The sequence below is a fragment of the Streptomyces sp. NPDC059567 genome (assembly GCF_042735655.1).
Lineage (GTDB): Bacteria > Actinomycetota > Actinomycetes > Streptomycetales > Streptomycetaceae > Streptomyces.
The window spans coordinates 178,473-190,336 of sequence record NZ_JBHWBS010000003.1 but is presented as its reverse complement, the minus strand read 5'-3'; the positions used below and the strand labels follow the sequence as shown (position 1 = coordinate 190,336).

Here is an 11,864-nt window from a genome sequence, read left to right as displayed (position 1 = left end):
CCACCGAGGACCAGATCAAGTACTCCTGGAACTACGCCCTGCTGGTCTCCGAGGGTCCCTCGACGAGGTCGCTCGTGCCGGCTCCGATGCTGAGGGGGATGCAGGAGGGCCGGCTCGTACGGTTCGAGGAGATCACCCGCTGTCCGCTGGAGGTACAGGACTCGCTGCTCTCGCTGCTGTCCGAACGGGTCGTGTCCATACCGGAGTTGGAGGGACCCGAGGCGATGGCCTTCGCCCGGCAGGGCTTCAACGTGATCGCTACGGCGAACACCCGGGACCGGGGTGTCAACGAGATGAGCGCCGCGCTCAAGCGGCGCTTCAACTTCGAGACCGTCTTCCCCATTCCCGACCTGGACACCGAGATCGCCTTGGTCGAGGCGGAGGCGACGGCCCTGCTGCGCCGCTCGGGCGTGACCGCCGCACCGGACCGGGACGTGATGGAGGTCCTGGTGACCACCTTCCGTGAGCTGCGTTCCGGAGTCGGCCAGGACGGCTCCGCGATGGACCGGCTCTCCTCCGTGATGAGCACGGCGGAGGCCGTGTCGGTCGCCCACGCGATGGGTGTACGGGGCTGGTTCCTGCGGGGCGAGCCGGGCGACGCGGCCGACCTGGTGACCTGTCTGGCCGGTACGGCCGCCAAGGACAGCCCGGAGGACCTGGCCCGGCTGCGCCGCTATCTGGAGCAGCGGGTCTCCGGTCGGCGCGGCGCCCAGTGGAAGGCGCTGCATGCGTCCCGCCATCTGCTGGCGGGCGGATGACGGTCACGTTCCTGGGCGTACGGCACCACTCCCCCGCCTGCGCGCGGCTGGTGGCCCGCACCATCGAGGAGCTGCGGCCCGCGCACGTCCTGGTGGAGGGACCGGCCGATCTCAATGGGCGTCTGGACGAGCTGCTCCTCGGCCACGAGCTGCCGATCGCGGTGTTCAGCCACTACCGGGACGAGGGGCGCGCCGCCACGTCCTGGGCTCCGCTCTGCGACTACTCCCCCGAGTGGGTCGCGCTCACGGCGGGGCGGGCGGCGGGCGCCGAGGTGCGCTTCATCGACCTGCCCGCGTGGCATCCGGCGTTCGCCGGGCGGACCAACCGGTACGCGGACGCCGAGGCCCGCCATGCCGAGGCGACGGACCGGCTGTGCCGCCGCTTCGGCGTCGATTCGGCCGACGCCCTGTGGGACCGGATGTTCGAGTCCGCCCCGGGGCCGACCCCCGGGCCGGCTTCGGATCAGGCAGGCGACGATCAGAGGGTCGACGGGCTCGCCGCGCGTCTCGACGCGTACTTCGACGTGGTCCGTGGCGACGCCGCCGCGGACGAGGGGGATCAGGCGCGCGAGCGGTACATGGCGTCCTGGGTGCGGGCCGCCGTGGCCGCCGCCGGGGAACGGCCGGTTCTCGTCGTCACGGGCGGGTTCCACCGGCCCGCGCTACGCACCCTCGTGGACGTCGGTGGCCCGGAGCAGAAGGACCTGGACCTTCCTCGGGAGAGCGGCTGGCCGGCGGTGCCGGCGCCGCCGGACGGGGCGATCGGCGGCAGCTTCCTCGTGCCGTACTCCTTCCGCCAGTTGGACGCGTTCGCCGGCTATCAGTCCGGGATGCCCTCGCCCGCTTACTACCAGCGACTGTGGGAGGCCGGCCCGCGCGCCGCCGGGCAGGACCTGGTGCGCGCCGTCGTGAAGCGGCTGCGCGCGCGGAACCACCCCGTGTCGACCGCCGCCCTGATCGCCGCGCACAGCACCGCGTCCGGCCTGGCGGCGCTGCGCGGCCACCCGCTGCCGACCCGCCTCGACCTTCTGGACGGGCTGGCCGGCGCGCTCGTCACCGACGCCCTCGACGAGCCGCTGCCGTGGACCCGCCGTGGAGCGCTCGCCGCCGGCGCCCACCCGGTCGTCGTGGAGATGGTGGCGGCTTGCTCCGGTGACCGCGTCGGACGGCTGCACCCCGACACGCCCGTGCCCCCTCTGGTGCACGACGTCGCCGCCCGCCTCACGGGTCTCGGCCTGGACGGCTCGCGGGCCGTGACCCTCGAACTGGCCGACCCCGCGGACCTGGCCCGCAGTCAGGTGCTGCACCGCCTGCGGGTGCTGCGGATCCCCGGGTTCGTGCGGGTGTCTGGTCCGGCCCACGGCACCGACCCGGTCTTCACCGAGCGCTGGAAGCCCGCGCCCGGGGCGGGCCGTGAGGCGGCGCTCATCGAGGCGGGCTGCTTCGGCGCGAGCCTGGAGGAGGCCGCGGCGGTCGCACTCGGCGACCGGGCACGGGACGCCGGTACGGAAGCCGGCGCCCTGGCCGATGTCCTCTTCGACGCCGTGGTGTGCGGCGCCACTCGGCTCTCGGCCCAGGTGCTCTCCACGCTCTGCGCCGGTCTCGGCCGGGCCGCTTCGCCCGGCCCGCTGGGCCGGGTGCTCGGTACGGCACTGGGGCTGTGGCGGCACGACCGGGTGTACGGCGTGGCTCGCGATCCGCTGCTCGCCGCGGCGATCGACGCCGCGGTCGGCCGCGTCCTGTGGCTCGTCGAGGGTCTGCACGGATCGGGTGGCCCCGATCCCGACCGGCTGCGTGCGCTGGCGGCGGTCCGGGACGCGCTGCTGCGGGCCGAGGAGCTGCTCTCCGTCTCGCGGGAGGCCGCGGCCGCGGTGTTCCGCCGGATCAGTCTGGACGCGGCCGCGCCGGCCGACCTGCGCGGTGCGGCGTTCGGACTGTTCCGGGTCCTCGCCCCGGCCGCCGGTCCCGACGGCGGCGGCACGGGTCGGGATGCGGGGACCGCCGCGAGCGCGGGGGCCTCGGCGCGCGCGATCGGGGACCCCGGGACGCTCGGCGACTGGCTCGCGGGCCTGTTCTCGGTCGCCCGCGAGGAACTGACCGGACGGAGCGGTCCCGAGCCGCTGATCGACGTACTGGACGAGCTGGTCCGGGCGATGACGGAGACGGAGTTCCTGGCGGGTCTGCCCGCGCTGCGGCAGGCGTTCGCCTACTTCCCGCCGCGCGAGCGCGAGCAGATCGCCGCCCGGCTGATCGAGCGGCGCGGGCTGCGCGGCTCGGCACGCTCACTGCTGCGCACCACCGCCGACCCCCTGCTGATCGCACGCGCCCAGGAGTTGGAGGCCCATGTGCGGCGCGCCCTCGACACCTACGGTCTGCGAGCCACGTCATGACCACCGGGAATTCCGCACCGAACACCCCCGATCCCGGCCTGGAGCGCTGGCGGCTCGTCCTGGGCGCCCCCGCGGAGCGCTGCACGGGGCCGCTCTCCGGCGAGGCGGCGGCCCGGGACGCCGCGCTCGACTGGCTCTACGGTCGCGATGCCGAGCAGGCACGGCGCGGTGTCCGTGCGGGCGCTCACACCCGGGAGGGAGGCGACGGGCCGTCCGCCGTCACGGCGGTCGACTGGCTCGACGACATCCACCGCCTCTTCCCCAAGGAGACCATCGAGCGCCTGGAGCGGGACGCCGTCGAGCGCTACGAGATCCACGAGATCGTCACCGACCCGGCGGTCCTGGAGCGCGTCGAGCCCAACCCGACGCTGCTGCGCGCCGTCCTGCGCACCAAGCACCTGATGAACCCCGAGGTGCTGCGCCTGGCCCGGCGGATCGTCGAGACGGTCGTCCGCCGTCTCCTGGAGCAGCTCAGGCCCGAGGTCCGGCGCTCCTTCACCGGGACGCGCTCGCGGCGCCCGAGCCGGCTGCCGCTCGCGCGGGACTTCGACTTCCGCGGCACGATCAAGGCCAATCTGGCCCACTACCAGCCCGAAGAGCGCCGCGTGCTGATCGAGCGTCCGCGCTTCCACTCCCGCACGAGCAAGCACCTGGAGCAGTGGCAGCTGATCCTGCTGGTGGACCAGTCGGGCTCCATGGTCGACTCGGTCATCCACTCCGCCGTCACGGCCGCGAGCCTGTGGGGGCTGCCGGGTCTGAGGACCCATCTGGTCGCCTTCGACACCGACGTGGTGGACCTGACGAGCGAGGTGACCGATCCGGTCGAGCTCCTCATGCGCGTCCAGCTCGGCGGCGGTACGGACATCGCGCGGGCGGTGGACTACGGCGCCGGGCTCATCGACAACCCCCGGCGCGCGATCGTCGTGCTCATCACGGACTTCTACGAGGGCGGCGACCCCTACCGGCTGGTGCGCGGGGTCCGGGCGCTGGTCGAGCAGGGCACCACCGTGCTGGGTCTGGCCGCGCTGGACCAGGACGCCGACCCCGTGTACGACCGGGGGCTGGCGCAGCGTCTGGCCGACGCCGGGGCGCACGTCGGCGCGATGACGCCGGGCGAGCTCGCCTCCTTCGTGGCCGAGAGGCTGGGCCGATGACCCGTACCGACCTGCTCGCACTCGACGCGGACACGCTCGCCGCCCTCACCAATCGCGGTCTGGTGAAGCGCGCCACGAAGGAGCTCGACGCCGGTACCGGGGCGTCGGTGTCGCTCGCCGCGGACGCCACGCTGCGCGGCCGGTTCCCCGACGGTACGGAGGTGTCGCTGCCGCCCGGCGCGGGCCTCGACCAGGGCTCCTGCAGCTGCGGGGCACCGGGGCTCTGCCGCCATCTGCTGGGGCTCGTCCTCGCCTACCGGCGTACGGTCGAGGAGCGGCCCGCCGCCGACGTACCGCCGGCCGACGCGTCCGCGCGGCCCTGGTCCCCCGGTGATCTCGACGACGAGGCGCTGACCACCGCCGTCGGGCGCCGTGCGGTGGCCTCCGCGCGGCGTGCGCTCGCGCGCGGCTACACCGCCCGGCTGCGCCACCCGAGCGCCGAGGAGCCCGGCGCGCGAGCGGAACTTCCCACCTGCACCGTGCGGTTCCCCGGTCGCGACGCCGTGGGACACGCGGTCACCGACGCCTCCGACGACATGCGCGGGGAGATGATCGCGCTCGCCGTCTGGGCGTTCCGGGCAGCCGTGGAGGCCGACCCGGACGCCCCGCCGTCGCAGATCGACGTCGGCGGCCGCGAGAGCCGGTCCGGCACCGGCGAAGCGGCGTTGGACACGGCGGTCTCGCTCGTCGACGAACTGCTCCTGGACGGTGTCGCGCACGCCGGACCGGTCTTGGCCACGGCCCTGCGCCGGGTACGGGACGAGCTGACCGCCGCGGCCCTGCACTGGCCTGCCGGGGCGCTGACGGAGTTGATCGCGCAGCTGGACGACCATGCCGCACGGGGTGCCCACTACCGGGCCGAGGAGCTGGCCTTCCTGCTGACCGAGCTGCATGCCCGCGGGCGGGCTTCCGCGAACGGGGCGCCGTATGCGTCCCTGATCCTCGGTTCCGGGGAGCGGGGCGACACACCGCTCCGCCGGGTCCGGCTGACCGCGCTGGGCTGCCGCGTCGGTGGCACTCCCGCCGGCCGGACGGCAGAGGTGTACTTCGCCCACGGCGGCGCCGGCATCGCTCTGGTGCTGCGCCGGCACTGGGAACTGGCGGAAGGCCGGGAGTCGACCGGGCACGAGCTGGCGTCGCGGAGGATCGCGGGTTCCACCCTGGGCGCGGTGGCCCGCTCGCACCTGGTGAGCGAGCGGGCCTCCCGTACGCCCGGCCGTTCGCTCACCATCGGGACGAGTCGGGTGGCCGGTACGAGTGTGACGCCGGTCGGCACGGCGTGGTCGGAACTCCCCGAGCCGTTGCTGGTACGGGACTTCGCCGCGCACGCCCGCGCACTGGCCGGGCTGCCTCCGCGCCTGGTCCGGGCCCGGGTCGAGGCCGAGTCCGTCCATGTGGTCGAGGTCCACGAGGTCGGGGAGATCGGTTACGACCCCGCGGAGCAGCGGCTCGAGGCGACGGTGACCGACGCACGGGGGACGACCGCGACGGTCCTGGCGTCGTACAACCCGCACAGCCCCGGTGGGTTGGACGCGCTCGCCGCCGCACTGGACGGCGGTCGGGGCGAGGTCCGGCACCTCAGCGCGTTCGTCCGGGGATCGGGCGGCGGCCTCGTCCTGGACCCGATCGCCGTGATGACCACCGCGGGTGTGATCGTGCCCGATCTGGCTCCGCCGCCGGTCGGCGGGCGCCTCGCCCCGACCGTGGCACGTCGCCCGGAGGACCCGATCACCGGAGCCCTGGAGTCCGCCCTGTCCTGTCTGGCGGCCGCGGCAGCCCGTGGTCTGCGGCACCTTCCCGAGGGGGCGCTGACGGGAGTCGAGGAGTCGGCGACCCGCCTGTCACGGATCGGTCTGGCCACGGCCGCGGAGCTGGTCCGTGCCGTCCCGGCCGCGCTGCGCCAGGCGGGTCCCGCAGCGGCCGTCGGGGCCTGGGTGGAGGCGCAGATCCATCTCGTGACGGCGTCGGAGCTGCGTTCCCGCGCGCTCTGACGGGCGCGGGAACGCGGGGGCGGATCAGGAGGCTCAGGCGCGGCCCGCGGCCTTCTGGCTCCTGCGGGACAGGGAGTCGACGACCACGGCGGCGAGCAGTACCGATCCGGTGATCATGAACTGGACCGCGTTGCTGACGCCCATGATGTTCATCCCGGACTGGATGGATCCGATCACCAGGGCGCCGAGCAGGGCGGACCAGACCGAGCCGCGCCCGCCGAACAGACTCGTACCGCCGATGACGGCCGCCGCGATGACGTTCATCAGCAGGTTGCCGCCGCCGGAGGTCTGGCTCGCGGACTGGATCTGTCCGGCCAGGAAGAGGCCGCCGACCGCGGCCATGGTGCCCGCGATCGAGAAGACGGACATGCGGATGAACGGCACGCTGATACCGGCGCGGCGCGCGCCCTCGATGTTGCCGCCGACGGCGAAGATCTGCCGCCCGTACGACGTGCGGCGCAGCACGAAGTCCACGACCACCAGCAGGATCAGGAAGATCAGGAGCGCGAGCGGCAGGCCCTGGTACTGGTTGAGGATGTAGGCCGCGACGAACGCGATCGCGGCGATGACGACCGTACGCAGCACGATCTCGGCGATCGGGCGGAACGGTACTTTGGCGGCCTGCCGGCGTCTGGCGTCGAGGAGCGAGGCCGCGAGGAAGAGTCCGACGCCGACCGCCGCGGTCACATAGGCGGCGGCGGGGCTGTGGAAGATGGTCGAGTAGAGCTCGGAGACGATGCTGTCGCTGGGGATGTTGACCGTGCCGCTGGTGCCGAGCACTTGGAGCATCAGGCCGTTCCAGGCGAGGTTGCCCGCGAGGGTGACGACGAACGCCGGCACGCCGACCTTGGCGAAGAAGAAGCCTTGGATGAGCCCGACGGCCGCTCCGCCCGCGATGGCGACGAGGAGCGCCAGCCACTCGTTCATGCCGTTCAGGACGTTGAGCACGGCGAAGATGGCCGCGCACAGGCCGCTGACGGAGCCGACGGAGAGGTCGATCTCCCCCAGCAGCAGGACGAAGACGATCCCGACGGCGATCATGCCGGTGCCGACGATCTGCTGGCTGAGGTCGGAGAGGTTCTGGGCCGAGAGGAAGGCGCTGTCGAGGCTGCCGAACACCGTCCAGATGATGACGACGGCGATGACGACGGGCAGGGAACCCAACTCGCCGCTGCGCAGCTTGCGTTTGAACTCGCCGAGGTACCCGCGGAGCCCTTCCTCGCGGACGAGCAGCCGGCTGTCGACGGCGGGCATCGCCTCGGGCGCCGGTTCCTGGGCGGAGGCGTCGTCGGGGCGTCGGTCCCGGTTCATCGCTCCTCCTCCCGCTTACGGGCCTGGCGGCGGGTCACGGCGCTGTCGGATGCGCCCGTGATCGCGGAGATGATCTCCTCGGTGGTGGTGGAGCGTTTGTCGAAGAACCCGTTGTTCCTGCCGAGGCGAAGGACGGCGATGCGGTCGGCGACCGCCATCACGTCCACCATGTTGTGGCTGATCAGGATGGTGCCGAGCCCGTGGTCGCGGAGCCGTTCGACCAGGTCGAGGACTTGGGCGGTCTGCTCCACACCGAGGGCGGCGGTGGGCTCGTCCAGGATGACGACCTGCGGTTCGCCGATCAGGGACCGGGCGATCGCGACGGTCTGCCGCTGGCCGCCGGAGAGGGAGGCGACGGGGATACGGACGCTGGGGATACGGATCGACAGCGTGCTGAGCAGCTCGCGCGAACGCCGTTCCATCCCGACCTCGTCGAGCACGCCGAAGCGTTTCAGCTCGCGGCCGAGGAAGAGATTGCCGACGACGTCCAGGTTGTCGCAGAGCGCGAGGTCCTGGTAGACGGTGGCGATGCCGAGGTTCTGGGCGTCGTGGGGCCGGTTGATGGTGACTTTCCGGCCCTGCCATTCGATGACGCCCTCGTCGGGCGGGTTCACCCCGGCGATCGCCTTGACCGCGGTGGACTTCCCGGCGCCGTTGTCACCGACGAGCGCGACGACCTCGCCGGGGTGGACCTCCAGGTCGAAGCCCGACAGCGCCTGCACGGCGCCGAACCGCTTGGATATCCCCCGCAGCGTGAGCACAGGTCCTTCCGGCAATCCAACCGCCTCCTCCGCACACCCCCGATGGGCTACGGCTACTGGAGTCCGGCCTCCTTGCAGGCTGCGGCGTAGGTGGGAGTGCAGATCTCGGCGACCGTGTACAGACCGTCCTTGACGACCGTGTCGCCGATGTTGTTCTTGTCGACCACGATCGGGGTCAGCAGATTGGCCGGGACCTTCTCGCCACTGCCGCTGGTGACGGTCGTGGGCGTCAGGGACGCGGGAAGCTCCTTGCCCTCGGCGAGATCGACGGCCATGGTGGCGGCGATGTCGGCCTCCGGCTTGTACGGCTTCATGATCGTGATGGTCTGGGTGCCGAGCAGGATCCGCTGGATGGCGTCGAGTTGGGCGTCCTGGCCGGTCAACGGCACATTGATGCCGGACGCCTTGAGAGCGGTGGCGATGCCGGCGGCCAGACCGTCGTTGGCCGAGTACACGCCGACGATGTTGTCCTTGCCCAGTGCGCTGATCGCGCCCGACATCTGCTGGTTGGCGTTGTTGGGGTCCCAGTTCGGCGTGTCGTACTCCTTGCCGATCTTTACCTTGCCGTCGAGGACCGAGTGCGCACCGGCCTTGAACTCCGCGGCGTTGGGGTCGGTGGGAGATCCGTTGTGCATCACGATCTGCCCGGTGTCGGCCTTGTCACCGAGCGCCTTCAGCAGCGCCTGCCCCTGCAACTCGCCGACCTTGAAGTTGTCGTACGAGACGTAGGCGTCGACGGGGCCCTGCGCGAGGCGGTCGTAGGCGACGACCTTCACACCGGCGTCATGGGCCTTCTGCACCGAGGACTGGATGGACTTGGCGTCGACCGCGTCCAGGATCAGCACGTTGTTGCCCTTGGCGAGGGCGGTGTTGACCTGCTGTTGCTGGGTGGTGGCGCTCTCGGCGGCGTTGTAGTAGTCGATCTGCGCGTCGGGAGCCAGTTCCTTGATCTTCTGCTCGATGTACGGCCGGTCGAACTTCTCGTACCGCGTGGTCTTGCTCTCGGGCAGCAGCAGCCCGATCTTGACGTCCTGTTTCGCCTCACCCGGCTGGGCGGCGCCGCTGGTCGCCACGGCGCCGAGCGAGAGAGCGGCGGCCCCGACCAGGGCTATCGCGCCGCGCAATGTGCGGGACATGGGGGCTCCTTCCGTACGCCCCCTTTCCTTCGCCCGAAGAGCGCGGAAACGAGGGTGCAGATATGGCCTTAATACGACATTAGCCGTAACCCAGGCACCGGCAAGCGGGTGACGCCACCCCACGCACTGCCTTCAGAACGCCACTTCGCCTCAGGCGCGTTTCTCCATGCCCGGGCGCAGGCGCTCCAGCAGGGCATACAGGGTCGCACTGTCCTCGGCACCGAGGGTGTCGAGCGCACCGTGGGTCGCCTGCATCTCCTCGCGGACGCGCAGGATGACCTCCCTGCCCTCGTCGGTCACCACGACGTTCTTCACGCGGCGGTCGGCGGCGTCGGGCTCGCGGCGCACCAGGCCGCGAGCCTCCAGGCGGTCCACGATCCCGGTGATGTTCGACGCGTCGCAGACCAGCAGGGTCGCCAGCGCGCGCATCGGCTTCGGGGTGTCGAGCTGGGCGAGGACCTTGCCCTGCATCGACGTCAGACCGTGGTGGGCCGCGGCGGCGGCGAAGTCACGCCACTGGGCCGATCCGATGGCGGCGAGGAGCTCAAGCAGCTGGAGCTTGGTGGGGGTCTCAGGGGTCGTCGTGCTCACGCTTCGAGCGTACTCAAGATCCTTGACATTATCAATTGTTTACTTGACCACCTGAACTATCTACGTCTACCGTCGACGGAGTTACTTGATGACATCAAACATCCACGCCCTGAAGCACCCCTGAGCACCCCGAAGCACTGAGAAGGTCCTCCCCGACATGAGCCCCTCCACTCCCCCGCCCACCGCCGGGCCCCGGCGCGAGACGGTCGTCATCTTCGCGCTGAGCCTCGCGGCCATGGTCGTGTCGATGATGCAGACCCTGCCGGTCCCGATCCTCGGTCTCATCCGCGACGATCTCGGCACCTCGACCGCCAACGTGAGCTGGGTGACCACCGCCACGCTGCTCTCCGCCGCCGTCTTCACCCCGCTGCTCGGCCGCTTCGGCGACCAGCACGGCAAGAAGCCCACGCTGGTGGCCGTCCTCGGCGTCATGGTGATCGGCTCCGTCATCGCCGCCCTGGCGACCTCGCTCCCGCTGCTGGTCCTGGGCCGTGTGCTTCAGGGCGCCGCCACCGCGATCTTCCCGCTCGCGCTCTCCGTCCTGCGCGAGGAGGTCCGCCCGCAGAAGCTGCCCGGCGCGATGGCACTCGTCAGCGGCACCCTCGCCTTCGGCAGCGGCCTCGCACTCGTCGCCACCGGCCTGCTGACCTCCGGCTCCGACGCCGACTACCGCAGCGCCTTCTGGATGGCGACCGGCTTCGCCTCCCTCGCTCTCCTCGCGGTGGTCCTCCTCGTCCCCGCGACCCGCCACAAGACCGGCGGACGCACCGACTTCCTCGGCGCGCTGACCCTCGGCCTCACCCTGCTGCTGCTTCTGCTGCCCATCTCCCAGGGGCAGGAGTGGGGCTGGACCTCCGGCCGTACGCTCGGCAGCTTCGCCGGCGCCGCCGTCATGACCGTCGTCTGGGTCCTCACCGAGCTCAAGGTCCGCGAACCCCTGGTGGACATGCGGATGTTCGTCCACCGTCCGGTGCTCATGGCCAACCTGGCCGGCGTCCTCGTCGGATTCGGCATGTTCGCGAACTTCCTGGGCGTCTCGTACCTCGTCCAGATGCCCGAGGCGCTGACCGGCTACGGCTTCGGCGCGTCCATCCTGCGCGCCTCCGTACAGTTCCTGCTGCCCGGCGCGATCGTCTCCCTGCTCGCCTCGCCGATCGGCGGCCGGCTGGTCCGCCACCGCGGGCCGCGCACGGCGCTCGTCCTGGCCGCCGGCCTCGGCGCCGTGGGCTTCGGCTGGCTCGCCCTCGACCACGCCCACACCGTCTCGGTGATCGGCGCGGGCGTGGTGGTCGGTGCGGCCGTCAGCTTCGGCTACGCGGCGATGCCCGCCGTCATCATGGCGAGCGTCCCGCCCCACCAGAGCGGCATCGCCAACGGAATCAACTCCATCTCCCGCTCCACCGGCAGCGCGATCGGCAGCGCCGTGGTCACCACGATCCTGGCCTCGCAGACCATCGAGCACCTCCCGGCAGGCGCTCCCGCCCTGCCGGCGGAGTCCGGCTTCACCCTCACCTTCTGGATCGGGGCGGCGGCCTTCGCGCTCGTGGCGGTCATCGGCCGGGTGGGCCTGCGCGCCCGGCAGGAGCCCCGCACCGCGGCGGTGAGCCTGCCCGCCGCCGAGCAGACGGCCGCGGCGGCGACAGCCTGACCGTCCGAACGGCGGCGGCCCCCCCCCCCCCGCCCCGGGCGGGCGCGCGCCGCGGGGGTGGGGTGGCCTAAGACCAGCGACGAGGGCAGACGCAGTCCGGTCGCGGAGTTGAGCCGGTTGCGCA

9 protein-coding genes are annotated in these 11,864 nt (G+C 72.1%); 5 read left to right on the top strand and 4 right to left on the bottom strand.

What is annotated here, in order from left to right:
- The 4 genes from ACFVZW_RS03315 to ACFVZW_RS03300 form a co-directional block, all read left to right on the top strand.
- On the top strand, nucleotides 1-758 hold a 758-nt coding region (locus ACFVZW_RS03315), incomplete at its 5' end, for an AAA family ATPase (protein WP_384516021.1).
- A complete protein-coding gene (locus ACFVZW_RS03310; RefSeq protein WP_384516018.1) occupies nucleotides 755-3,148 on the top strand; it encodes a DUF5682 family protein in 2,394 nt (797 codons plus the stop codon). The genes ACFVZW_RS03315 and ACFVZW_RS03310, both read left to right, overlap by 4 nt.
- Entirely contained in the window at nucleotides 3,145-4,302 is a 1,158-nt protein-coding gene (locus ACFVZW_RS03305) for a VWA domain-containing protein (protein WP_384516016.1), read from the top strand. The genes ACFVZW_RS03310 and ACFVZW_RS03305 overlap by 4 nt, the downstream gene beginning before the upstream one ends.
- Nucleotides 4,299-6,293: a hypothetical protein gene (locus ACFVZW_RS03300; protein ID WP_384516013.1), complete on the top strand. Its 1,995-nt coding sequence runs from the start codon at nucleotides 4,299-4,301 to the stop codon at nucleotides 6,291-6,293. The genes ACFVZW_RS03305 and ACFVZW_RS03300 overlap by 4 nt, the downstream gene beginning before the upstream one ends.
- A 33-nt stretch (nucleotides 6,294-6,326) precedes the next feature.
- On the opposite strand, the gene ACFVZW_RS03295 is transcribed toward ACFVZW_RS03300, so the two are convergent.
- From ACFVZW_RS03295 to ACFVZW_RS03280, 4 genes are all read right to left on the bottom strand, one after another.
- Nucleotides 6,327-7,604 (bottom strand): sugar ABC transporter permease, encoded by a 1,278-nt coding sequence (locus ACFVZW_RS03295; protein ID WP_384516010.1) that lies wholly within the window; start codon nucleotides 7,602-7,604, stop codon nucleotides 6,327-6,329.
- Nucleotides 7,601-8,380 carry an ATP-binding cassette domain-containing protein gene (locus ACFVZW_RS03290; protein WP_384516007.1) on the bottom strand — a complete coding sequence of 260 codons (780 nt, stop codon included), beginning with the start codon at nucleotides 8,378-8,380 and terminating at the stop codon, nucleotides 7,601-7,603. The genes ACFVZW_RS03295 and ACFVZW_RS03290 overlap by 4 nt, the downstream gene beginning before the upstream one ends.
- A 38-nt stretch (nucleotides 8,381-8,418) precedes the next feature.
- On the bottom strand, nucleotides 8,419-9,501 hold the full coding sequence (locus ACFVZW_RS03285; RefSeq protein WP_384516004.1) for a sugar ABC transporter substrate-binding protein: 1,083 nt from the start codon (nucleotides 9,499-9,501) through the stop codon (nucleotides 8,419-8,421).
- A gap of 150 nt (nucleotides 9,502-9,651) precedes the next feature.
- A complete protein-coding gene (locus ACFVZW_RS03280) occupies nucleotides 9,652-10,092 on the bottom strand; it encodes a MarR family winged helix-turn-helix transcriptional regulator (protein ID WP_384516001.1) in 441 nt (146 codons plus the stop codon).
- Between the two features lie 157 nt (nucleotides 10,093-10,249).
- Between ACFVZW_RS03280 and ACFVZW_RS03275 the strand changes: the two genes are divergently transcribed.
- Nucleotides 10,250-11,740: an MFS transporter gene (locus ACFVZW_RS03275; protein ID WP_384515998.1), complete on the top strand. Its 1,491-nt coding sequence runs from the start codon at nucleotides 10,250-10,252 to the stop codon at nucleotides 11,738-11,740.
- Nucleotides 11,741-11,864 lie beyond the last annotated feature (124 nt).